Source organism: Acinetobacter legionensis (genome assembly GCF_048552295.1).
Classification (GTDB): domain Bacteria; phylum Pseudomonadota; class Gammaproteobacteria; order Pseudomonadales; family Moraxellaceae; genus Acinetobacter.
The window spans coordinates 1-22,106 of sequence record NZ_JBIMCW010000015.1 but is presented as its reverse complement, the minus strand read 5'-3'; the positions used below and the strand labels follow the sequence as shown (position 1 = coordinate 22,106).

Here is a 22,106-nt window from a genome sequence, read left to right as displayed (position 1 = left end):
TGTATTTCCCCTAATTTTTTGGCAATAAAAAAGCACCCAGTTGGGTGCTATATAATTTTTAAAGCGTAATGCCCTAAATAGTAAGATTCTTGAGATTCAGTAATTCTTGTCTGATGCTTAAGGCCCAGCTTTCTAACTCTGCTTTAGAAAAGCCTTTGTTGTACAAACAAGCATATAAAATCTCTCGTTGATTCACATCCCAATTTAACGTTGCAGCCTTTTTATTCCAACCAATCCCGACTGTGTTATTAACCAAATTCAATAAATTTGTAGCTGTCCGTTCTAAGAAAATATTTCGCCCTCCCTGCAAGTTTGCATAAGTTTGTGAAAAGCTTGAATCAACTCTTTTTGTACATGAATATATAAATAAAGTTAAATCACCTGCCACATTTGAATCTTGTAGCCCAAATGCTTGAGCAAGTCCTGTTGATACACCTGCATAAACATCCCCACGACTCGAAAGGCTTGTGCCTTGCTCAACACCTGTTGATGAAAGTGAGGCATGAACATAATCACCCATTAAAAAACCGCCTAAAGTGGCGGTTCTTGGAGCGATAACCAGATAAGTAAAACTCTCAGACTTTTGAATACCGGTATCAATAAAAGATGAACTATTTAAAAATAGACCATTTGCACCTTTCCCTGGTTGACTTCCTACAAGCTGAGAATTGGTGCCCGTAGCAAAGTTAAAAACACTATTTTCTTTTAGTGAATATCCAGCCACTAAACCTTCACGATTTAATGAAGGTAATAGAGCGATATCTGTGATTTTTTTATAGTTGGGGTTGGTTGGTAATACGCCACCAATTTTAAGATAACCATTCATATTAAATCTCCAAAAACCGTTTAAAAATTTGTCGCGAAAGTCTGTATGCTCCAGACTTGCTAACATGCAAAGTATCTGCCCATTGACCATTTGTATTTTCTAAAACGTAAGAACCCCAATCATCAAACATGTTGTAGACTTCTGTTTGTCTGTAATAGATCAGCTCGAATGCTGCTTCCACAAAATTAACCAAAGGTATGGGCGGTGATGCAACACTTGATTGTGCTGGTGCGATCAAAATAACCGCACAATTTGGGGCTGCTGATTTAAAACCGTCAATCATGGCCATTATTCCCGCTTGATAATTAGCCACAGAATGCCCCCGCCGATAATCATTTGTGCCCAAAATAATAATCAATACATCAGGATTTAAAAAACTGGCTACTTCAGACTGTCCAGCTGGAGAAATCTTTAAATAGTCCTGGCCCGTACTATTTCCGTTTCCGACTTTATTTAGCTCGACACCGCTACCCGTTGTTTTTCTCATATGCATCCCAAAAAAGCAGATCGTTCCGCTGATCACTTTAAGAATTACAGAAGAAGCGCCATTTAAAGTAATTTGTACTTTCTTTACTGAGTTGGAGTAATGCTCTTCCCGATATCAATCATTGAGCTTTGCACTTTGAGAAGAGTATTCATGCCGAGTGAGTTTTTAAGCGCATCAGTTCTACTACTGAGTTCTGCATCGATCTGATCTAATGAAGATTTCCAATTATCAGTTTTTTGTTGATTTGTAGTATTCCTATTAAAAGGATCCGACACAATATCAACACCAGCAGCAACACTAACTGCAGCTTTTTGAACATATGAACGAGCTGTACTAAAAATATTACCTAATGCATTTATCTCATTAAGTGTAGACTCCCAAGATGAAACTAAGTAATCACCTAAACCGGAGAAAGCACTTTTCATGTTGTTCATGTCGGACTGGGTACTGTTGCTAAAAATATTAAAGGCATTAGCCATACCTCTCAAAGCTGCCTCAACAGCACCAGATTCCAATACTTTAATCAGACTACTAATTGAATCCTCTGCAGTATTGACCGCCCTCTTGATAACATCGCCAACCCCTAAATTACTAACTGCGCGAAAAAGTGAATCCCAAGTATCGCTTAATGAGGCAATTGCACCATCGAGTGTATCGACGCGTTTAGCCATTGCGCCAGCAAACTCATTCTCACCAATTGCAATTAAATAACTCTCAATTTCTTTGGCATTATTTCCTATAGTTTTTGTAACACCATGAAAAGTAAGTGATACTTTATCACCCTGTTGTTTGGCTTTGATACCAAATTCTTTTAAGCGCTCAAACTCACCTGTACTTGCATCTGCTACAGCCTCAATTAATTGCATTAAGTCTTTACCCATAGCAGCTGAGGTATTTCCATAAGACATCATGGCACGTTCAGACGGTGTTAAACCCAAATTAACTAATTTGGTAAATCCTGTTACAGCTTGTTCAAGACTGTATGGAGTTTTCTTTGCAAATTCTTGCAATGTAGCAAAAGCTTCTTTTGCTCCTTCGGATGACTTTGTGGCTGTTTCAAGCTGAGCATTTAAAATATCAAATTCACGCTGTGTACTAATTACTTTTTTTAGACCTGATATTGCTGCTGTCATACTAACTGTGACAGCCATCAAGCCGGTGAACATCCCGCCTACTCCAGCAAATACTGGTGGACCACCTCCACCACCGCTAGGACCTGCGCCTGATCCGCTTCCCGTGTTTAATCTGTTTCGTAAAAGATCAATACTTGTCTTAAGGCGATCCAAAGATGTTCTTAATAAGGTACTCGTAGCATCAATATTAATCACTGTATTTAAGTTGATATTCGAGCTTCGCAATTGATTCAATGCATTATTAATCATAGTTCTTGCACGACTAAGTTGAGACGCAAGCAAAGGAAGATTGACTGTAATCTGAATGGCTCTTGCTAATGTTGATTGCAGAGTGGATGTGATAGTGGTTCTTGCTTGTTGCATTTGCGCTTGAAGCGTAGATAAGTCTAATCCAACTTTCACTTTAACTGATTGATTATTTATCTGGTTTAATCGTTGTCTTATAGCCTGTACATCTATATCAAGACGCACGTTCTGAATTGGCAGTGAAGACAGTCGTGCACGGATTAAACTTTCCGCATGTCCAATTTCAGTGTTTAGTGCTGTTGTGTCAATTTTTAATTTGATTGAAGCTTCATCAACAATGCTATTAATACGTGATTTAATGGTATTGGCTGCATTGCTCAATTTTTGTTGAACATCGCTCATATCAATGTTTAAGCTAACATCAATATTTTTAAGTGAATCACGTACACCATCAAATGCATTCTTAATCGTATCTGCAATACGGTTAATATCAGCTGCAGCAGATTGAACTTTACTGGTTGCCTCATTCATACCATCGGAAAGGGCATCCGTAGAGGCTGTGATTTTTACTTCAACTTCATTGGCCATAACTTTTCCTTAGGCATTAAAAAACCGCCTTATTGGCGGCATGAATTTGATTACAAATCAATTTTTAGAATTTTTAATCCCTTGTTCAACTATTTCAACCATTTCTGCTTTTGAAGGACTTTTAGTAGAAATGTAATAACTGGCAATACTAATCACTAAACTACCAACACCCATACAAATAACAAAATTATTCATAAACTTAGATCTATTTTGTTTTTCCTCTACAATTTTTGAGTTTTCAAGCGCTTTTTGTAATGGTATTAAAAGGTATTTATCTGAGACAGAGCCAGTGTTTTCTGTAATTTCCACTAATCTGTGAATTACTTGTTTTAAATCCGTAGGAAGATTTCCAAATGGTTCTAACTTTTCTAAAGATATAAGCACTTCAGTATAACCTTTAAACTTTGACTCATCATCACTCGCATACATCATCTCATATATAAGCTGAATTGCCTGCTGTGTACTTAGGCCTGACGCTCTTAAAATCCTAGAGCAATCTTCCGAATTGATAGACAAATTTTTTCCGATTTTTCGCTCAATAATTTGTTTAAAATATAAACCATTTTTTCTTTGCTTAAATTTATCTATCCCGAAAATCGTAAAAGCAAAAATAACTAATACTGGATATGATATTGCTATTGCCCAATTTGCAAATACTTCTATTGAAAATTCCATACGCACTTCTAATAAATGATACTTAATTGTTATGGCAGTATATTTGATCAGGGCAACCGAAGTCACCCTTGCGGAAATGCACTCAACATTTCTTCTAAATCATCTTCATCATCATCTTGAGGCTGTGAACTATTTTCAATCCCCATAAATGCTTCTAAAATCCGACAAAGTCGCTGAATACCTACACCTGCGGGAGGAAACTTAGTTTGATACTCATTTAATGCGCTGATTCTTGGTAAATCCATTTGATCACGAATATAGTCATAATCCTTACCAGTCGTCATCATTAAATGAGTATAAAGCTCCTCCCAGTCTATTCCCCCGATTCACCTGCATCAGCTTTATTATTTTTTAGTCCTGATACTGCCATAACAGCACCCATCACCTCTTCCAGCTGATCCATGTAAATCATGTCTGCAACATCATCGCGGGAGATATCCGGATAATTACGCTTCAATGATTTATGCGCTACATCGATCACTGTCCCAACATCATTTGGCTGAAAGCCTTGCAATGCTGGTAAAAGCTTTTCAACTGCACCAAGCGACAACGGCGCAAAAACGAAAGGCTGACCATCAATTTGAATCGTGGTACCGCGTGGGTTTTCAATTTCTTTAAATTGCATTGATTATTACTCCGAAGTATTCCAAGAGAAAACGCGGTTTAAATCATCAGCCATCGGCTGAAATTCGAATTCAGGAAGATCGTAATCATCTTGTTTAGAGCTAAACCCAAGTTTGTTACTGGTACAGCGGAAAAACTCCATGCCCATGAACTTACCTTTATATTCACGCTGCAGGTTCACTGAAAATTCAGGTGTGTAACCCATATCAAGGTTATTGACTAAGCCTGACTTTGCACCTGCCACTGTTGCCGAATATTTAAAGCTGATAAATACCACTTTACCCACATCAGCAGTTGCAAATGTGTATGCACCAGTCGCCTCATCTACACTGTATTGACCCACAACTGGCGCAGATGCCACAAGTGTAAGTGGAATCGCTTTACCATCTGTCACGCCCATATCTTTAACAAAGGTCCCAGCATTAGGCACAACAGGCGTAACAATCCCACCAGTGGCAATTTTTTCACCATTGATAGTTTGAGTGATAACCTCAATACCACCATCTGCCACAACACCACCGAAGAAAATCGAATTAAGCAAAGCACCATTAATTCGACCAATTGTAGCCTTACATTTAATTGAACCTTTGCCACGTGCAGCATCTACAGCAAATTGGCCACGTCCAAATAATTCTTTTAAATCATATGAAATATCGACTGAAGTACTTTGCATTACTCCCACTTCAACAGGTGTAGGATTGCTGATTGGTTTACCGTAAACATCTTGGATCGGTGTAGCAACGATTTTGCCTGCACCAAATAAATATTGAGCCATTGATTTTGACCTCTCAAAAATGACAAAACCGCGAATTAGGCGGTTATAAATTAGGGTGGAAAGTTTAGTTGGTTGTTAAAATTTGAATTGGGATGATGGCTATACCTTGTCCATCCAGCATTCCATCAACACCTTCATAAACCTCAATTGTTCCATCGATCCGACAATGCTCAACCAAGCCATTTAAGGTTTGATATTCACATATCTCAGGAAAGTCTGGTTTAATGGCTTCACGGATAGCGTCAACATAGGTATTTATTTGCGTTGATATCGCTTTAACTGGATCAGCTTCAAAGACATACAAATACAAATCAGCACTAAGGATAATCTTAGCGTTTAATCCTTTGACGGGATTTTCAGCTTGATTCCCTTGCGTGACGAATAATGCTGGCCGTTGATCATTATGAACATGGTTGAAATGCTTTAAACGGCGGCTGACTGCAACTATCCCTTGTATATTTGAAAGCCGATTAAACAAAGCTTGGTAAATACTTTCACTATCCATTCAGACCTCGTTCAATCGCTTTATCTATATTTTTAGGCACAATCTTGGCAATCTCATCTAAAGAATCACGCATAAACCGTCTTTCTTTAAAATTCACAACACGGCTATGCGCCTTAACCAGTACATCTCTTGGGGTGATTGGTCTGCCAAATGCTTGCTTGATATGCCTTAAATGCTCTTTAATACTTATGGCAGCAGATAATCCAAACTCATGGATAAAAGCATATTTAACATGAGCCCCACCAGCGGAAACAATTCCTTCGATCACACCGCCGGTTTCTTCAACCTTTGAAGCAAGCGAACCACGTAAGCGCCCTGATTGAACATTCAGCCTTTGTCCGCTCAACATATCTTCTTGAACCATTCGCTGAAGTTTTAAGGTTAATGCTGTAATCGTTCTGCGTACTTCAACTTTCACCCGGTTATTTTCTTCGTTCAATTGAATATGAACATCTACAGAATCAACCATAAATCACCTAGCTTTTAGTCGTTGCCACTGTTACTGCTTTTTTGGGTTCATCTACATAGCGTGTAAAACCCAAAGGTTGTAGGGCATAATAAATATCTTCTTTTGCCTCAACCACTCCATTTTTTAATGCATAAGACTGACCTGAAATCACTATACATGTGGGTTTGTAAGAATCAGGTGCTAGATACTTAAACAACATTACTTACTCCTAAATGACAAATGCCCCAACACCCAAACTATTAGGGTTTGTGCCTTTATCATCAATTGGGATTGAATTTTTTAATGCCAAATAGCGTTGGCCATAAATGCTTTGATCATAGAATGTTTCTTTTGAGGATCGAGCGTAACTCACACTCTGACCAGCGATCGACATACTCGAAGCATTGGAAATGGCTGTACCATTTGGATTGGATTTTTGAACTTTAAGAATATGTGCTGCATATAGACCTACAGCACGTTCCTTCAGTTTCCCAAACTCAATAATTGAAACAACAAGTTCAGCTTCTTCCAAAGCATCTTGAATTTCTGAATCATTTGAGTTGTAAAGTTGAGAATCTGATTTGAATCTTTCTCTAAATGCTTGTAGATCCATAGCTCCCACTTATTCCTTTGCTTGGGTTAACTTTGCCTGAAGTTGTTCAAGAGTTTCATCATCCGTAAATGTGATACCTAGCTGGGTAAGTTCACCTTTAACAGCGACTAATGCTGCATCATCCCCCTTGCCATCATCTTTTGCTTTGCTACCAGTTGATTTAGTCTTGGAATCTTCTGTAATTGAAACATCACCAGATTCAAGCAAAGTTTTAAAAACTTTACCCGATGAGATTTTTTTTAAATCTGTTGCTGTAATTTCAATGGTCTGATCTTTACCAACTTGAATCCCATCAAAAGAAAAAGCGGCTTGTAAGCCGCTGTATGTCAATTTTGGCATTGTTATTTTTCCTTATTCAACATCATAGTAACGAAGAGAGTCGACACGTTTTAGATAAACACCTTCATACATATAATGCCCAGGTGTACGCATCACATAATTGATTGGCTGTGCTGCTAAGAACTCCAAATCATTACAACGGAAAGTTATGCAGTTTGGATCACGGCGATAAATAATGCTTCGATCTGTTCCTCCAACACCTTTACCTTCCAAATAACTTTCTGAAGCAAAATTAAGTGTTTTATTTTGCATCGCAAAGGTGTTCTTTTCCTTGATGTATTCAAGGAAGGTTTTACCCGCTGAATCAGGAACAATACGGCTGGCCAAGATGGTAAATTTATTTTCAGGCATTACAAATGTATCTGGCTGAACACTACCATCAAACTTAGATGCATTATTTGCACCTTTAATGGCTTTATTAATATCTGCCAAAACGACTTCAATGGTTGCAGTTACATAATCAACAGTTGATGCCAATACTTCCACACCAGTTTGATTATAAAAGCCATTCAGACCTGTTTCAGCCTCACCAAACCATGCCACATCACTCATGTGATTTTCAAAAGCTAGACGTGTTGCAGTGATTTTGTCGGTTGCTAAAGCAATTCCAGCTTTTAGAGCGGCGGCAGTTTCAAAGATTGAAGTTTCATATCCAATCACACCAACTTGTACGGTGAGTTTTACTTCGTCATACATTACCTCTGCCAAAGGCACATCATTACCTAAACCAGAGTGACGTTTACCACGGCCAGCACCACGTTTACGTTGCAAAACACTGGCTGAACCAACCACCGCACCAGCTAAACCTTCAATTGGTAAGTATTTAGCATAGGCCTGTGCTTCTGCTAATTGAGGAGACATTTCATCTACTGATTCAAGTTTGATCAGTAACTTGGCAAATGTATCTAAATTGAATGCATCACCCACTGCAGCTTTAACACTATGTGCTACTGCAGATAAACGAAGCTTCATTTGTTCTAATTCTTTAGACATGTATTACGCTCCACGTAAACGAAGAATTGCTAGACCATCAGAACCGGTGATGGTCTCCCATACTGAATTTGGTAATTCAGTTGAATCTGTAGCTTCAGAAGATAAAGAGCCCAACGGCGCTACAGCTGTTGGATTTGAGGTGCGAACATATACCTTTGCATTGATGTTGGTCACAGGTGCTGTAGGTTTTACCCATATAGATCCAATTTGCATGATCGGTGCACAATCAAGTTTTTGATAAGCTTCTTTACCTTTAGAATTTTTGCCCGATTTTCCAATGTGCTGGAAAACGACGACTCCAAATTTTGTATTGGATGCATCAGTTACAGATTTAACTGTTTTTCCATCTGATGTTTGCACAACAACATCACCATCACTTAAAACTTCATCACCTGAAACAGGCAAAGATAGGATTTCTTCAGGCATATGCAAACGTGCACGCATACCAGGAATCGCTTGAGGTGTTAATGACATGCTAATTACTCCTTAAAATTTCTCTTTCCAAGCATCTTTTTTTGTACTTGGCTTTTGTTCATTAGGCTTACCATCACCAATGTTTTGTTGTTGCTGAATATTCAGCGCATCATTGACAAAGTTTGCTGGAGTAACACCTTTGACCGCTGACAATGCACGAAAAACAATATCAACCTGATCAGGTTTTGCATCACCCACAGCAACACCACCTAATACTGCAGTCACAAGGTTGTCACCTGTTTTTGATGCAATCACTTCACGTTTGATCTGCTCACAACTACAGCCTTCTGTTTTAACTGTTGGCAATAATGCTTTGGCATCCGCAATAACAGCTGCACGTTCCGATGCAGCCTTTTCTAACTTTTCAGGTGTCATCTGATTTTTTTCTAAATCACCGACTTTCTGTTCAAGCGTTGCTTTGTCTGTATGTAATTGATCAACGACCGCTTGCACTGCAGGTAATTCATCACCAATAGAAAATTGCTTATCACCTACTTTTAATTTGACGGCTTTAAAATTTTCCAATTGTTGTTTTTGAATGTTTAAAGCATCCGCTAAAGGCTTGTTATCACCAATATCGAAGCGGATACCATTTACTTCTACTTCCATTGTTTTCCCCTTTGGGTTTGGTTTTTGGTCACCGATGCGACAATCACCACCACAGCGACCGTATTTCACCAGTGCCATGTGATCGCCTGTAAAATTAATGAACTTCGCTTGGTACGGCGTACCATCTGGCGCCATACCTTGTTCCACTACTAATATGGCTGCATAGCCTAGCGACATCTCAATGCGCTCATTGCTTTGAATTAAGTCAATGCTGGTATTATCTTTAATGAGTAAATCACCCACCAAATAATCACCTTCTTGACGCACGTTCTCACAATAGCCAATGTGATAATCTTTCCAGTTAGACGCATTAATTTCATTTTTGGGTGGGTGATAGTCAGTAACATCTACACCCTTGAAACTTTGTATAGTCTCAGGCTTAAAAAGTTCATCTGCAGGTGTGTATACATTAATGTTCTGATCTGCCGTGAATCCCTCTAATGATGGGAATTCGTAGGCGTAGTACTGACGTACCTGTGGTGCTTTAGCCAAGCGAACATTGACGCATTTTAAATACCCTTCTTTGGTAAATGAGCGTGATGATTCACTTGGTGCAAAGTCGCCAATTTTGAGTTGGTATAGGATTTTCATAAATTGCGCTCATAAAAAAACCCACCGTTCGGTGGGCTTTTGGATTTAAACTTTATTCGTATTTAAGTTTTCAATTGCTTTTTAAATTAAAAAGAAGCTTGTGGTTTTCTTTATTTGATGAAAAAGTAAATTCAATATCAGTCAAATTATAAGACAGACCATTTGGATCAAAATCTTGACAACTTATATTACCCCACATATCTTCAAAACAGATTGAAAAAACTTTAAAAACTGGGTCTTTGCCATGAAGTAAGTATTTCCCAAACTTCTCTTTGCACAATGTATTTGAAATTCCGGATAATAATGATAACTCAATAATATTTCCAGCATTCTCAACACCAAACCACCTATGTATTTTATATTTTATCTTTGAGTAATCGATCCCATTTAACTTAAGCGAATCACTATTTATTGTTAGATTGGTTTGCTTTAAATTATCGAAAGATATTGTGGTATCCCCAACCTTAAGCTTGAAATCCTCTTCTTTTTTAACATTTTTAATAAATTCTTCTATGGGCAAAATTTCTATTAAATACTTCTCCTCCACCATTTTGTAGTAATAACCCTTATCAGAGACGCATAAAACCATTAGTTCTGGATAAGTATAAAAATTAGCATCATTTTTTCTATACCTATCTAACTCACTTCCCTGTATATCAGTTGAAAATGAAAATAAGACAGTTGGTGCTCTCCCCCCTAAATCAGCATATTTTGAAAATTTAGAAATAGTCGTCTTTAATTCAGTTGAATTTAATATGCTTTTTATCTCAAAAACATATTTAGTTGCTTCAACTGGAACAAATGCTAAATCATTTTTTATATACGGAGGGAGAATTTCATCATCATATATAAAAAAATCAGTTTCATTTGATTGCTCGCCTTCTATATTTTCTATAATTCCTTTTGATATCTTAAATTTTTTTGGAATTATTTCTGAAACCAAATTTGAAAATTCAACTTCATTAAGACCGCCTTTAATCCCTTGGTGAACAACATCTTTATTTATTTGAAACTCTTCTTTGAGAGAAGTAATTTTTGCATTGAACTTTTCAGAAATTATACTCATTTATTGCATTCATCTTGGATTAAGATCCCAAAATACTTGATTATAAATATAAAAACCATCGTAAATTATAAAATTCAAATATTTAGTCAACCAAAATATCCTCATAATTTGGCAACGCCACACACCGACAGCGAATAGGTTCACCAGGATGTCCACAGCTTGGCGGATCATCCCACCGGAAAGTTTTGCCTTGCTTGTTTCTGTGATCTGTTCGCACTCGCTCATCCTTGGCAGTCTGCCATGTATAAGATTCAACACCTAAAGCCAACTGTCGTTGCTTGTTGATATTAGAATTAATCTTGCCCATCTGATCTGCAGCAATTAAACGTGCACTATACTCTGTAGATTGTCCAAGCTTATGTATTTCTAAAGCAAGCTCATCGTTGGTTTGTCCAGTCTGCAAAGCATTCAAAACCAATGCTTCCAATTTATCGGAATACTGCTGGGGTATCGACCTAATTAGCGATACATTGGCAGCAATACACTGATCTACTGTTGGCTGAATATCACTTGCTTGATAAAAAGGTGTTAAATCGACACCGATTGAGGATTTTGTATGATTGGCAATTTGACTATCCACATCTTGTCTAACATCATTTACAACCTTAGTTGCCAATGGCTTTGACGTTTCAGAAACATATCGAACTATCTTATCTCGTATTTTCGATAACATCTCACTAAACCAACTATCACCAATATTTTCGCCAATTGCTGGTAAAACTATCTCCTTGGTTTGTTCTTGGCAATAGTGAGCGATCGCTAAAAGCTGTCTGGTGTAATAAAGCTCAGTACGGCGATTAACCTTAATTGGCTTTAGCTTTGTCTTTCTGCCTCGTTTACTCTTCTGGATCTGTTGGAGTTGGGGCTTTAGCAGTTGGATTATTGTCGTCATTTGTATTCACCATCGATTCAAGCAACTTGATATGAGCATCATCAATCACAGAATAAACACCATCAATTTGTAGCTGACGTGCAATTTGTGGTTCGGTCAAAATGCCCATATCTAGATAGCCTTGGTCTCGCTCCTTATTGTTTTTCTCAACCTCTGAACGTACCTTTGCGTCCAATTGCCACAATGGATTAAAAACCACATTCAAGCCTGTAAATTGCCGACCAAATGTAGCTTGGCAAATCACGGCGAGAAACTTTAATAATACCGGCTTAAAATCCCATACTTGTTTTGTTGCAATCCCATCATAGTAATTACGTGTGTCATGCTCACCTGTGGCATTTAAACCTGCAGGTGATTGACCAAACAAAATAGTATATGGAATATCTGCAGCACCTGACGTTTGAATCGAAAATTCACGCATCATTTCAGGCAAGCCGCCGAAAGTGTATGATTTAGAGTCGTACTCTTCCTCTTTATCCAAAACCAATAGACCGTTAAGACTTTTGAGCAATCCCACACTTAGAAAACGGTCAGTTACTGCTCTAAGATCATCTGTGATTTTTTCAATCAAACTTGGTGTACGGATAATATCGATCTTTGCTTCATGCACCAGACTTGCAGCACCACGTTTCACACTAGCATGGTCTAATAGGTCGTTATACACTTCCTGTAAGATGCTTTGAGGCTCTTCATTCACGACATCCGCATGGCAAATCTTAATTAAACGGGTGTGGTGAATTCTCTGCTCTGGCTTACCATCATCAAAACGTAACTTATAAAACTCAGGCTGTTTAAGTAATCCACCACATTCTTGAGGTGGTAAGTACCTAGTCTTATCGGCAGTTATGTATTTCTTCTTAATCACAGTGAAAAACTCTAAACGTCCAATTCCAAGCTTATTCAGCTCAAATGGCTGATCTAAAGTTTTACCGTCAGCAGTACCAAGTAATACATACACAACACCGTATAAGCGAGATAAAATCAAACTAGATAGTAAAATCTTGTTCAGATTGAATTCTTCACAAGCTTCTGTAAGTTTTAATAAATCATTGCCTTGAATCCCTTCATAGAACCATCCAGCACGTAACATATCACTAGCAGGACGGTTCACAATACGGCGCGCTAACCAATCCTGATAAACTGCTTCAAGCTGATCATCAGCAATATCACGGCGTACAAAATGCCCATATGATGCCTTGTCTCGTCCTGTGCCAATGTTTGACACAAAATTAGTGTAAGCCCCTGCATCGCCGATAGCGTCAGGCTTATTTTTCTTAGCCATAATTTTTCCTAATCAAATACAGTTGGCTTACTTGCAACAGTGTCATTAATTGCATCAATGGTAGGATCCCACTGATCATCATGATCATGTGTCATATCAGCGGTTAATCCTTCAATCTCTTCTACATAGTTCAATAGCCATGGCGCAGATGCTGGCAACATGACCATGCCATCTTCAACATAAAACACTACATCCATTGTGCGTGTGAGTTTATCTATGCTTCGTTGAATGGCTCGGATAGGCAATGTAGTTTGTCTTGAAATGGTTTGAATCAGCGTTGTACCAGAGGCTTTATCCTCAATGGCCATATATCGAAGCTTGCCAATTTCTGTATTGGATTCTTTATGCTTATTGATAAATAGCTTGGCTTCCTTGATCAACTCTGGTGCTTCCCACTTACCACGCTTTACATCAATGATATAAAGCTTGCCGTCATGTCCAAGACCACCACACAAAAACACTGAATAATCATTATGCTCTTTGGTCTTTTGCGCCGTATCAACCCATATTGCCCGCCATTTCAAAACAGGTAATTTTAGATAACGCCCAAACCATTCAGCTTTAACCAAGTCACCACCAAGTTTTTTAGGTGCTTGCTGATATTGACTGGCAAATGTGTAACGGGAGACAGTGGCTCCATCCTTATCTTGGCCACCCATCTCTAACTGCAACAGAGATTGCAATGATTCTTTCAATGGCCAATAACTTTGGCGGCCTAATTCATCTCGTTCAACATCACGCGGGATTTTTCGCTGAATGTTTTCAGGCAATTGATTAATATAATCATCGTCAATTAATGCAGGTATGCTGATCTGTTCCCATTCACCAGGAACATTACCCGTCATCACAAAGTTTGTTGGATCTTCAACGTGTAGCCGCTGCATGATCAATATGATTGGTGTATCAGAACGTGCTTTACGTGAATTGACCGTATTTAGAATTTTACGGTTCGCTTTCCGTCTAGCCGTTTGGCTAAAAGCATCCTCAGGCTTTAACGGGTCATCAAGAATGATTGCCCCGGTAAAACCATCATTGGCTAAAGTACCGGCACGACGACCTGTTACCTGACCGCCCATCGATGCAGAATAAACATGCCCTGCATCATAACCATCGACAGTAGTTTTCCAACTTGATTTTGCATCCGTACTGGTGGAGATTTTCACTGGCCATAAGTTTTGATAATCTTCGGACTTAACAATATTTCGTGCAGTTGCTGAAACATCCTCAACCAATGACTGGGAAAAAGACAAATATAAAAATCTTGATCGGACATTTCTAGCAATACCACGGGCAATAAGATTTGTTAAAAGTTCAGTCTTACCACTACCAGGTGGAACATTAATAACTAGGTTTTTAACCTTTCCAGTTATCACCTCATCAATTTTGTCGGCAATATACTCATGGTGCCAATTGACTGAAAATTTAAACCCCATACGAGATAGAAAAAAACGGCGTGTAAAGAACAAATGCTCCTTTTCACATCGCTCTTGTTCTATCTGCATTTCCAGCAAGCTAGTATTTACTTTCGAGTTCATCCATAACCTGCCTTACTTGCTCTTTTGTGGCAGTTACATAGGTTGAATTTTCACTTTGAAGTGGCCCACCGCCTGCGCCGGTTATTTCCTGTTTATTGGTATATTTACCACCTATATCTTCAGCAGCTTGTTTAAGAATATTTAAAGCTGCTACACGATTCTTTGAGTGCTTTTGGTATTGATTCTCTAATCGCTGAAGTCGCACTGCCAAGTTCGCTATTGGAATACTTTCGGGTTTACCTAAAAACATTTCACGCGTCTTTTCAAAATCAAGCCTCAATTCTTCACTGAGATTCTCACCTGATCGTTTTGTAGGATCATATTTTTCACATTGCTGCTTAGTAACTTTTATCCCGTAATCTTGGTGGACGAGCTCCACTGTTTCTGACGGTGTGTTAAATACAGCAAGTGACCGAACTATAAAGAGTTTGACCTCTTTTTTTAGAGCTGCCATAAATCATCATCCGTCCACCTACGTCCACCTAAATAGCCAAAAAAAAGAGCCGTTCAGCTCAATTAATTAGACATGTTCCGCAGCATTTCGTTATTTCCAAGTCTGAAACAAACGGCGGATTTTTAGCGACCTCAACCATTCGCTTGACGTTCTCGCTAGCTCCCCAACGTTTGACCACCCCGATAAATTCTTCTACATCATGACCAGCTAAATAGTGTTTTGGTAAGCCTGTATGATCGCTATAGAGTATTTCCCCATCTTCATCACGCTCTACACCAATGTGATATAGCTCATGCTCAATCAAAGCACAAAATTCAAGATCATTCGAACGTTCACAGAAACTTGCATCAACCGTAATGAGATAAATGGGAACAAAACCAAACCAGTCGCGCATTTGTTGTTCTTGTCGAGCTTTACGCCAACCGCCCTGGTTAAACATGACCTTTTCACACTGACCAAGTACCATCCTTTTTTTAGCTACGGTGGCAGATGAAGCCCAAGCGAATGCTAAAAAGGTTTCATCGTCGTGTAATAGCTCTGCTATGTGATCATGGTCAGGGTTATGTAATACGCCACCAAGAGTTAAGAAATTAGTTATCACCCATTCTTTAAGATCCACGGCGGGTGCCAAGCGAATCGCTTCTTCTTCCTCAGCTTGATCAATCAGCTCTGTCGGTGGAAATGGTCTTATTTGGCTCATTAAATGTATGCCTCTTTAAATTTTCAAGCCATTGCTGTGCAAAGCTCGCTTGTATCTGCAATGGTCCAGCTTCATTAATTTTAAATCTAGCTGCTGACTCCAACCGAACTACAGTAAATCCCATTTCATATGCGGTGTATTCACGATCTGCATCATGCGAAATTTGTTTTCTTTTTCTACCAGTTGACCAAGGTCCACCAGCTATTTCAACTAGGATTCGATACTCAATTAAATGGAAGTCAAAACGCCAATTTTTGGTAGATTCAAACTGAAATAACTTTTCATATTTAATATCCAAAACCTGTAAGGCACGCTCCAAATCCTCAAAAGCTTCTAAGTATTTTTCATTTGCTTTCGGCAGTGGTCTTGTTCTTGGTTTTGTTTTAACTATCTGCTTTTTAGTTAGGCTGGTGTATTGGCTAATTTCCATAAATGGTACCCAATAAAAAACCTCCCGAAGGAGGTTATTAATATTTAATTAAGTGTTGGTTTTGGAATTGGTATCGAATTTGGAATAAGTTCTTGGTTTTTAAGAGTGAAACGTTTTGGACAACCTTTATTACCCCATTTAGTTACAATACCATTTTCGATTAAATACTTCATTACACAAAGTGGTGAGTTTGCTCCAATACCCCAATCCACTTCATAAGATATAATTTTTGAACCATTTGAAGCAGTATAGTTATAATCAGGTGGACCTAATTCACTCACTAAAGTGATTTCTGATTGCCCTACTCTTTTACTCATTTTATCGCTAATCGTGGCTACTCTATTACTACTCCCTGGTAAAGTTCCTGTTGGGGAGTTAACACAACCTGAGACGAAAAAAGCAATACTTGTTAATAAAATTATAAATTTCATAATTATGTCGCTTATTATTAATCACATTCTTTTTTACTTTATATTTTAATCTGAACATTCTCAACTAAAAAATGTTTTTCTTTTTACAAATTTCACGGAAGTGCTTGAATTTTGGTGTTGGTTTTTCATCCCACTTTCCTTTAGGCATTAAAAAACCCCTCGGAAGGGGTTTTAAGATTAATTAAGACATTCTTGTTCAGAGGGGATCAGGAACACATCAATTAACCTATAGTATTTTTTAACATTTATTCAAATTATTGTTCACTAGTTTGTAGAACAATTTAGCTCAAACTTACTATTTGTTAAAATTATGAGGAACTAATCACCTTCCCACACTTCCGACACTCTCTCACTGTAAAGAAATCTGAATATACCCAAACGTGACGGCGGAAGATTTGTTTTATTCGGAGTATATTGTTCTCCTGATTAGGTGGGCCTTATCAGATTTTAACTGATTATCTCCCCGTTATGAGCGAGACGCTTATACCATTTTTTAATCAATTTAATGCAATGTATTATTCTTCAAAAACTCGATAAGTTATCACTATATTATTTTTAGCTAAAAAATCTTTAATATCATCAAAAAAAAGTTTGCTAAATGCATTAAATTCATTTGGTTGAATTATCTCAATACTTGTTTTTTCAATTTCATGAGAACCAAATTTCTCCGCAATTTCATCTGAAAAAATGTACTTTACATATAAATTAATCTTATCGGTTAGTAATTGAGCATGAGCTGTATTCCTTTCATCTATATCACTATTACCCACACTATCATCATCCCAAAAGTAACTATCTAAAATCATTAATTTTAAATGCCTCTCCTCTGGAATATAGGCAATATAGTCTATTTCATCAAGATTCGTGATACTCATATCAATGTCCTACTTAAGGTAATTATTTGGTCGTAAAATTAAAATTATAAATGGCACTGCTTCCTTATTTTATTTGAAAGTATCCCACCTTGGATTCTTGACCATTCTTGTTCGCCACCGATGCAAATATTCATGTGTTTTCCTATTTATCGGTAGGAGTTTAACACCTATTGTTTTAAGTAAAATAAAGAAATAATACGAAACCAAGTGCAATCAAAGCCAAAATCAACCAAACATTTATACAATTAAAACTTTTAATAAAATTCCACATTAGCTATCCCCCAGAAATTGCTATGTAAATTTTACTATGTTGTCACTTTTCTGCAATATATCCATGGATAGAAAACAAAAAAGCCCACATTTTTGTGAGCTCTTAATTAGTAATCACTTATGTGATATAAAACCACGCTCCTACTTCTTGTATGCGTGCTGTTTCGTTATTAATCACTTGTGTGATATTTAGTGGATTACCATAACTTCGTCCACTATAGCAGAAATATGCCATACACTTTGTACAAGGTCAAGAAGATGAAGCTTTTAAAAAAATTATTATTTAGATAATTCACACTTGTATTGATTAAAAAAACATCTATTATAAAAATATATAAATATCAATTATTTATTTATATAAATTTAATAAACAGTAAACTAAAATTTAAAAATGGGGTGTGTATGAAGAATTTTAATAGGAATTTAATTTTATCATTAACAACATTGTGCTTAAGCATAGCTGTTACTAACTCATTTGCAGATACAGCTTCAAATTTGAAAACAGTAAGTAGTACTGAAAATGATTTAAAAGATAACCCTCAAAGCATTAAATATGTAAGAAAAAGCGTTTTTAGTCCTAATAATGTGGATTTGGAAGACTACAAACTAGCTGTTAAACTTATGAAAGATTTGCCAAAAACAGATCGTCGTAATTGGTACTTTCAATCAGGTATTCATGGATATTTTAATCCGTACGATAAAGACAATAAATCAAAATTTATTCAGTCTGTTTCTTTAAAGCCAGAAAATTACAATCTAGGCAGTAAAATGAAACATGATGTAAAAGACCATCAACACACTTCTAAAACTTTGGCATATTTTAAAGATTCAGATGGCAAATTGAGTGAAATACAAGCTTGGGATTTATGTCATGAATGGGGTGCAGATAATTCATTATTCCTTCTTTGGCATAGAGTCTATGTGTACTCGTTTGAGAATATAGCACGTGAATTACTTTCCCAGAAAACCCAAAAAACATCCAATTTCGCTCTACCTTACTGGGATTATACAGACCAAACTAATGCACAGAAGTCTATTCTTCCAAAAGAATTTAATACACCTAAAAACACTTCCAATAGCTTATATGTCGAAGGGCGTTCGGAAGATGTTCAAAAAACAGGAATCAAACCTGAATATCTAAAATTGAAAGATATAATGAATTCCCAATCAATGGATAGTTTCTCAAACAACCTTGAAAGAGGCGTTCACAATAAAGTTCATTTATCTGTAGGTGATGCAAACAAGGATTATATTGTAATGGGGCAAGTTCCATCTGCTGCACAAGACCCTATATTCTGGCTACATCACTCAAATATTGATCGAATTTGGGCTTGTTGGAACAGCGTGGGCCACAATAATACGCAATTTAAAGATAACGGCATCAAATACTCTTTTGTTCAACCTGATGGTTCGGTGAAACAATATTCAGTTCAAGAGATGCAGGATTTAGTAGCAAAAATGGACTATGGATATGAATCTTTTAAAGATTGTGCAACACCATTAACTGCTTCTAATAATTTAAGTAATGTAAACACATTGAAATTGAGTTCTAATTATTCAGGGAAAATTCAAAACCAAACTATTGAAATTCCATTTAATTCAAATACAGTTTTAAAATCTTTAAAAGATACCCCTGTCTATGAAGGTAGTTTAATTTTAGGAAAAATTAAAACTATTACCTCTGTTAATGGTTTGTATGAAATCTATCTAAAAGCACCAGATATCAAAGCTGAAGTTTTAGTAGATGCTATTTCATTTTTCGGAACTCATCCTGATACCACTAATTCAGACACATATGATATTAGTGAAGAAATAAATAGATTGATTAGCAGAGGGGCGAATATTAACAATATTAAAGTTATCATTAAGCCTGACTCCCGCCTTACAACTGAAAATAAAGCGAAAATTTCTCATGAATTTGAGATTTCTGATGTTAGTCTGGAGTTAAAAACTGCTAAGTAAGTTAACCAAAAAGCGCTACTAAATATAAAAAAGCACATTATTGTGCTTTTTTATTTACTATAAAACCATATCTTGAGTGCAACTATGCAGAATTGCTAATATCTCAAGAAGAACCTGATATCGATAATTTAATAAAAATTGTTGAGGAGTCTATGTCAGTTTACAACGCATGCAAATCGCTTGTATAAGCATTTCAACAGGCATTGAATGAGACTTTTAAAGAATAGACATGAAAATTGTTAAAGTTGTTGCCGCAGTTATACTTCATGAAACGAAAATATTATGTGCTCTTAAAGGAGATCATAAGTATGAGTATTTATCGAATAAATATGAATTTCCTGGAGGAAAAGTTGAGCTTAATGAAACATCAGAACAAGCTATAGTCCGAGAGGTTTTTGAAGAACTTAATTTACTAATCCGTGTAAAGAAACATCTAATCACGGTATCTCATGAATACCCGAACTTTAAAATTGAATTAATTACTTTTCTTTGTGAAACTTATTCTATCAATAATCTTATAATACAAGAGCATAAAAAAGTAGAATGGTTAAATTCATCTGAACTTTTATCATTAGATTGGGCAGCAGCTGATAAGCCAATAGTTAATTACTTACTTGAGAATCAAATTTAAGATGTTAAAAAATTATAAAGATTTACTGCCTGGTACTGTTTTAGACAATGCAGGACTTTGTGAATATTTCGGTTGTTCGCCACAAGGCGGAATGCGCCGGTCTCTTAAAACAAATACTTTAGTCATCATTTCGAATCACGTTGAATCAATCTATGAAGATAGATGGATTGGTGATGAGCTTCATTACACTGGTATGGGTCAACTGGGAGACCAGGAGCTTAAAAGCCAGAATAAAACACTTGCAGAGTCCCATACTAATAGTGTTTCTGTTCATCTATTCGAAGTATTTACTGATAAAGAATATATCTACCAAGGCCCTGTTACCCTTATAAGTGAGCCATATCAAAGAAATCAACCAGATGCTAATAAGGAAAATCGTTCCGTATGGATTTTCCCTCTTAAACTATCTAACCCTCATTCGGCTATTAGTACAGAAACCATCGTTAAAGCTAGTCAGAAGAAACAACGTAAATATAAGAGAAAAACGACTGAACAACTTATTACAGATGCCAAAGCTTCATCACAGATTGAAGTCAGCTATCGTAATACGCAGACAAAATATTTTATCCGTTCTGATTCTATTGCTCAGCTAGCAAAACGTTTGGCCAATGGTATTTGCCAGTTATGTGAAGAGTCCGCTCCTTTTAAAGATGCAAATGGAGAGCCCTACCTAGAGACTCATCATATTGAATGGTTAGCACACGGCGGCACTGATACGCTAGAGAACACAGTTGCTTTATGTCCTAATTGCCATAAGAAAATGCACATTGTGAATTCTGATCAAGATAAGAAAAAATTAATACTTGCTAATTTGAACCTTAATAAAAAAATTATCGAATAATTAATTCAGTCTAATAACATTACTAATCATGAGAATATTATGGAAAATCTTCTTAAAAGAATTTCTTTCTTTTTAATCTATTTACCTGCTTTGATCTTTGCTTGCCAATTTGCCTATTATTCAGGAATTTGTGAACCATTGAGAGTCCAGATTGCAACATTAGGTTTGAATTACAGTGAAGTATTACTAATCGGTTACTTGGATACATCTAATTTAGCCTTAGAATCCTTTAATGAATTAATGTTGTCATTATTAAAATTAATGTTTTTTTTATTCATTGCTCTATTGTTTCACATACTCGCAGTTCATCCTTCTGAGCGTAATAATGAGAGATATCGAATTAAAGCTTTATGCTATCAAATTCAATTTAACTTACCTGAATGGAAATTTAGTACTGTTAGATTTCTGAATAGTTTTCTGGGAATTTTTTTAATCTATTCCTTTATTTTTCTATTTACAATTCTAATAATCATTCATTACTTTGATAAAGGAAAAAAAGAGTTAATTACTGAATATAAGAGGATCCAAACAAATACTACTTGTGAGTACAAAGAAGGCTATGTATCTGTAAATAATAAAATTATGAGAACAGCTCCAATCTTATGTGGTAACTATAAATGTTATGGAATCGATCTAGATAGTAAACAGATTATTACGTATCTTCCAGAAAACTACTCAAGACCTTTTTTTCTTAGGGATTCTGTCGAAAAAGAAGGGACTGTTCTAAATTTTGTGTAAGTACTTAATTTTCATTTATCCTTCAGAGGATAATTACAAAAGGTACTTCACATGGATGAAGCAACAATCAAAA

The 22,106-nt window shown here is 36.6% G+C and carries 29 protein-coding genes; 5 read left to right on the top strand and 24 right to left on the bottom strand.

The genetic code is table 11. From position 1 onward, the window contains the following. Positions 1-73: 73 nt before the first annotated feature. The 24 genes from ACG916_RS12925 to ACG916_RS12810 all read right to left on the bottom strand — a co-directional run bounded on the left by ACG916_RS12925 (position 74) and on the right by ACG916_RS12810 (position 17,591). Positions 74-826 carry a hypothetical protein gene (locus ACG916_RS12925; protein ID WP_419371670.1) on the bottom strand — a complete coding sequence of 251 codons (753 nt, stop codon included), beginning with the start codon at positions 824-826 and terminating at the stop codon, positions 74-76. A 1-nt stretch (position 827) separates the two neighbouring features. Next, complete coding sequence (locus ACG916_RS12920; RefSeq protein WP_419330073.1) at positions 828-1,313, bottom strand: SGNH/GDSL hydrolase family protein; 486 nt, start codon at positions 1,311-1,313, stop codon at positions 828-830. Between the two features lie 83 nt (positions 1,314-1,396). After that, positions 1,397-3,280 (bottom strand): tape measure protein, encoded by a 1,884-nt coding sequence (locus ACG916_RS12915; RefSeq protein ID WP_419330071.1) that lies wholly within the window; start codon positions 3,278-3,280, stop codon positions 1,397-1,399. Positions 3,281-3,337: 57 nt separating this feature from the next. Further along, positions 3,338-3,955 (bottom strand): hypothetical protein, encoded by a 618-nt coding sequence (locus ACG916_RS12910; protein ID WP_419329099.1) that lies wholly within the window; start codon positions 3,953-3,955, stop codon positions 3,338-3,340. A gap of 62 nt (positions 3,956-4,017) precedes the next feature. Continuing rightward, the gene (locus ACG916_RS12905) at positions 4,018-4,242 is read right to left on the bottom strand and encodes a hypothetical protein (RefSeq protein ID WP_419329098.1); all 225 of its coding nucleotides are present in this window, start codon (positions 4,240-4,242) and stop codon (positions 4,018-4,020) included. Between the two features lie 26 nt (positions 4,243-4,268). Further along, complete coding sequence (locus ACG916_RS12900; RefSeq protein ID WP_419329097.1) at positions 4,269-4,580, bottom strand: hypothetical protein; 312 nt, start codon at positions 4,578-4,580, stop codon at positions 4,269-4,271. A 6-nt stretch (positions 4,581-4,586) separates the two neighbouring features. Then, entirely contained in the window at positions 4,587-5,354 is a 768-nt protein-coding gene (locus tag ACG916_RS12895) for a hypothetical protein (protein WP_419329096.1), read from the bottom strand. Between the two features lie 64 nt (positions 5,355-5,418). After that, a complete protein-coding gene (locus tag ACG916_RS12890) occupies positions 5,419-5,859 on the bottom strand; it encodes a hypothetical protein (protein ID WP_419329095.1) in 441 nt (146 codons plus the stop codon). Further along, complete coding sequence (locus ACG916_RS12885) at positions 5,852-6,328, bottom strand: hypothetical protein (protein WP_209827000.1); 477 nt, start codon at positions 6,326-6,328, stop codon at positions 5,852-5,854. Before ACG916_RS12885 ends, ACG916_RS12890 begins: the two co-directional genes overlap by 8 nt. 7 nt (positions 6,329-6,335) lie before the next feature. Beyond that, a complete protein-coding gene (locus ACG916_RS12880) occupies positions 6,336-6,527 on the bottom strand; it encodes a hypothetical protein (RefSeq protein WP_419329094.1) in 192 nt (63 codons plus the stop codon). Positions 6,528-6,536: 9 nt separating this feature from the next. After that, complete coding sequence (locus tag ACG916_RS12875) at positions 6,537-6,920, bottom strand: DUF4054 domain-containing protein (protein WP_419329092.1); 384 nt, start codon at positions 6,918-6,920, stop codon at positions 6,537-6,539. A gap of 9 nt (positions 6,921-6,929) precedes the next feature. Beyond that, on the bottom strand, positions 6,930-7,259 hold the full coding sequence (locus ACG916_RS12870) for a hypothetical protein (protein ID WP_419329091.1): 330 nt from the start codon (positions 7,257-7,259) through the stop codon (positions 6,930-6,932). A 12-nt stretch (positions 7,260-7,271) separates the two neighbouring features. After that, positions 7,272-8,252 carry a major capsid family protein gene (locus tag ACG916_RS12865; protein ID WP_419329090.1) on the bottom strand — a complete coding sequence of 327 codons (981 nt, stop codon included), beginning with the start codon at positions 8,250-8,252 and terminating at the stop codon, positions 7,272-7,274. Positions 8,253-8,255: 3 nt separating this feature from the next. Next, positions 8,256-8,726: a structural cement protein Gp24 gene (locus ACG916_RS12860; protein WP_419329088.1), complete on the bottom strand. Its 471-nt coding sequence runs from the start codon at positions 8,724-8,726 to the stop codon at positions 8,256-8,258. Between the two features lie 12 nt (positions 8,727-8,738). Beyond that, positions 8,739-9,926, bottom strand: coding sequence for a DUF2213 domain-containing protein (locus ACG916_RS12855; RefSeq protein WP_419329087.1), 1,188 nt, complete (start codon positions 9,924-9,926; stop codon positions 8,739-8,741). Positions 9,927-9,996: 70 nt separating this feature from the next. Next, a complete protein-coding gene (locus tag ACG916_RS12850; RefSeq protein WP_419329086.1) occupies positions 9,997-10,992 on the bottom strand; it encodes a DUF6602 domain-containing protein in 996 nt (331 codons plus the stop codon). Between the two features lie 82 nt (positions 10,993-11,074). After that, positions 11,075-11,884, bottom strand: a complete 810-nt coding sequence (locus ACG916_RS12845; RefSeq protein WP_419329085.1) for a phage minor head protein — start codon at positions 11,882-11,884, stop codon at positions 11,075-11,077. Beyond that, positions 11,829-13,166, bottom strand: coding sequence for a DUF1073 domain-containing protein (locus ACG916_RS12840; RefSeq protein ID WP_419329084.1), 1,338 nt, complete (start codon positions 13,164-13,166; stop codon positions 11,829-11,831). The genes ACG916_RS12845 and ACG916_RS12840 overlap by 56 nt, the downstream gene beginning before the upstream one ends. A gap of 8 nt (positions 13,167-13,174) precedes the next feature. Further along, positions 13,175-14,701 (bottom strand): phage terminase large subunit, encoded by a 1,527-nt coding sequence (gene terL, locus ACG916_RS12835; protein ID WP_419329083.1) that lies wholly within the window; start codon positions 14,699-14,701, stop codon positions 13,175-13,177. Further along, the gene (locus tag ACG916_RS12830) at positions 14,679-15,155 is read right to left on the bottom strand and encodes a DUF2280 domain-containing protein (RefSeq protein WP_419329082.1); all 477 of its coding nucleotides are present in this window, start codon (positions 15,153-15,155) and stop codon (positions 14,679-14,681) included. Before ACG916_RS12830 ends, terL begins: the two co-directional genes overlap by 23 nt. A gap of 58 nt (positions 15,156-15,213) precedes the next feature. Further along, positions 15,214-15,855, bottom strand: coding sequence for a putative metallopeptidase (locus tag ACG916_RS12825; protein WP_419329081.1), 642 nt, complete (start codon positions 15,853-15,855; stop codon positions 15,214-15,216). Then, on the bottom strand, positions 15,815-16,285 hold the full coding sequence (locus ACG916_RS12820) for a PDDEXK family nuclease (RefSeq protein WP_419329080.1): 471 nt from the start codon (positions 16,283-16,285) through the stop codon (positions 15,815-15,817). The genes ACG916_RS12825 and ACG916_RS12820 overlap by 41 nt, the downstream gene beginning before the upstream one ends. 44 nt (positions 16,286-16,329) lie before the next feature. Next, entirely contained in the window at positions 16,330-16,716 is a 387-nt protein-coding gene (locus tag ACG916_RS12815; RefSeq protein ID WP_419329079.1) for a hypothetical protein, read from the bottom strand. Between the two features lie 515 nt (positions 16,717-17,231). Continuing rightward, positions 17,232-17,591, bottom strand: coding sequence for a DUF6572 domain-containing protein (locus ACG916_RS12810; RefSeq protein ID WP_419329078.1), 360 nt, complete (start codon positions 17,589-17,591; stop codon positions 17,232-17,234). A gap of 672 nt (positions 17,592-18,263) precedes the next feature. Here ACG916_RS12810 and ACG916_RS12805 point away from each other — a divergent pair. The 5 genes from ACG916_RS12805 to ACG916_RS12785 are packed head-to-tail and all read left to right on the top strand — an operon-like array spanning position 18,264 to position 22,033. After that, positions 18,264-19,823, top strand: a complete 1,560-nt coding sequence (locus ACG916_RS12805; protein ID WP_419329077.1) for a tyrosinase family protein — start codon at positions 18,264-18,266, stop codon at positions 19,821-19,823. 59 nt (positions 19,824-19,882) lie between these two features. After that, entirely contained in the window at positions 19,883-20,011 is a 129-nt protein-coding gene (gene xseB / locus ACG916_RS12800; protein ID WP_419329128.1) for an exodeoxyribonuclease VII small subunit, read from the top strand. Positions 20,012-20,052: 41 nt separating this feature from the next. Beyond that, positions 20,053-20,454 carry a (deoxy)nucleoside triphosphate pyrophosphohydrolase gene (locus ACG916_RS12795; RefSeq protein WP_419329076.1) on the top strand — a complete coding sequence of 134 codons (402 nt, stop codon included), beginning with the start codon at positions 20,053-20,055 and terminating at the stop codon, positions 20,452-20,454. Between the two features lies 1 nt (position 20,455). Further along, complete coding sequence (locus tag ACG916_RS12790) at positions 20,456-21,295, top strand: HNH endonuclease (RefSeq protein WP_419329075.1); 840 nt, start codon at positions 20,456-20,458, stop codon at positions 21,293-21,295. Between the two features lie 39 nt (positions 21,296-21,334). Then, positions 21,335-22,033, top strand: coding sequence for a hypothetical protein (locus ACG916_RS12785; RefSeq protein ID WP_419330070.1), 699 nt, complete (start codon positions 21,335-21,337; stop codon positions 22,031-22,033). Positions 22,034-22,106: the final 73 nt, after the last annotated feature.

Coding starts and splice junctions, on each gene's coding strand:
- ACG916_RS12925 (WP_419371670.1), bottom strand. CDS start 826: ATGAATGGTTATCTTAAAATTGGTGGCGTATTACCAACCAACCCCAAC.
- ACG916_RS12920 (WP_419330073.1), bottom strand. CDS start 1,313: ATGAGAAAAACAACGGGTAGCGGTGTCGAGCTAAATAAAGTCGGAAAC.
- ACG916_RS12915 (WP_419330071.1), bottom strand. CDS start 3,280: ATGGCCAATGAAGTTGAAGTAAAAATCACAGCCTCTACGGATGCCCTT.
- ACG916_RS12910 (WP_419329099.1), bottom strand. CDS start 3,955: ATGGAATTTTCAATAGAAGTATTTGCAAATTGGGCAATAGCAATATCA.
- ACG916_RS12905 (WP_419329098.1), bottom strand. CDS start 4,242: ATGATGACGACTGGTAAGGATTATGACTATATTCGTGATCAAATGGAT.
- ACG916_RS12900 (WP_419329097.1), bottom strand. CDS start 4,580: ATGCAATTTAAAGAAATTGAAAACCCACGCGGTACCACGATTCAAATT.
- ACG916_RS12895 (WP_419329096.1), bottom strand. CDS start 5,354: ATGGCTCAATATTTATTTGGTGCAGGCAAAATCGTTGCTACACCGATC.
- ACG916_RS12890 (WP_419329095.1), bottom strand. CDS start 5,859: ATGGATAGTGAAAGTATTTACCAAGCTTTGTTTAATCGGCTTTCAAAT.
- ACG916_RS12885 (WP_209827000.1), bottom strand. CDS start 6,328: ATGGTTGATTCTGTAGATGTTCATATTCAATTGAACGAAGAAAATAAC.
- ACG916_RS12880 (WP_419329094.1), bottom strand. CDS start 6,527: ATGTTGTTTAAGTATCTAGCACCTGATTCTTACAAACCCACATGTATA.
- ACG916_RS12875 (WP_419329092.1), bottom strand. CDS start 6,920: ATGGATCTACAAGCATTTAGAGAAAGATTCAAATCAGATTCTCAACTT.
- ACG916_RS12870 (WP_419329091.1), bottom strand. CDS start 7,259: ATGCCAAAATTGACATACAGCGGCTTACAAGCCGCTTTTTCTTTTGAT.
- ACG916_RS12865 (WP_419329090.1), bottom strand. CDS start 8,252: ATGTCTAAAGAATTAGAACAAATGAAGCTTCGTTTATCTGCAGTAGCA.
- ACG916_RS12860 (WP_419329088.1), bottom strand. CDS start 8,726: ATGTCATTAACACCTCAAGCGATTCCTGGTATGCGTGCACGTTTGCAT.
- ACG916_RS12855 (WP_419329087.1), bottom strand. CDS start 9,926: ATGAAAATCCTATACCAACTCAAAATTGGCGACTTTGCACCAAGTGAA.
- ACG916_RS12850 (WP_419329086.1), bottom strand. CDS start 10,992: ATGAGTATAATTTCTGAAAAGTTCAATGCAAAAATTACTTCTCTCAAA.
- ACG916_RS12845 (WP_419329085.1), bottom strand. CDS start 11,884: ATGACGACAATAATCCAACTGCTAAAGCCCCAACTCCAACAGATCCAG.
- ACG916_RS12840 (WP_419329084.1), bottom strand. CDS start 13,166: ATGGCTAAGAAAAATAAGCCTGACGCTATCGGCGATGCAGGGGCTTAC.
- terL (WP_419329083.1), bottom strand. CDS start 14,701: ATGAACTCGAAAGTAAATACTAGCTTGCTGGAAATGCAGATAGAACAA.
- ACG916_RS12830 (WP_419329082.1), bottom strand. CDS start 15,155: ATGGCAGCTCTAAAAAAAGAGGTCAAACTCTTTATAGTTCGGTCACTT.
- ACG916_RS12825 (WP_419329081.1), bottom strand. CDS start 15,855: ATGAGCCAAATAAGACCATTTCCACCGACAGAGCTGATTGATCAAGCT.
- ACG916_RS12820 (WP_419329080.1), bottom strand. CDS start 16,285: ATGGAAATTAGCCAATACACCAGCCTAACTAAAAAGCAGATAGTTAAA.
- ACG916_RS12815 (WP_419329079.1), bottom strand. CDS start 16,716: ATGAAATTTATAATTTTATTAACAAGTATTGCTTTTTTCGTCTCAGGT.
- ACG916_RS12810 (WP_419329078.1), bottom strand. CDS start 17,591: ATGAGTATCACGAATCTTGATGAAATAGACTATATTGCCTATATTCCA.
- ACG916_RS12805 (WP_419329077.1), top strand. CDS start 18,264: ATGAAGAATTTTAATAGGAATTTAATTTTATCATTAACAACATTGTGC.
- ACG916_RS12795 (WP_419329076.1), top strand. CDS start 20,053: ATGAAAATTGTTAAAGTTGTTGCCGCAGTTATACTTCATGAAACGAAA.
- ACG916_RS12790 (WP_419329075.1), top strand. CDS start 20,456: ATGTTAAAAAATTATAAAGATTTACTGCCTGGTACTGTTTTAGACAAT.
- ACG916_RS12785 (WP_419330070.1), top strand. CDS start 21,335: ATGGAAAATCTTCTTAAAAGAATTTCTTTCTTTTTAATCTATTTACCT.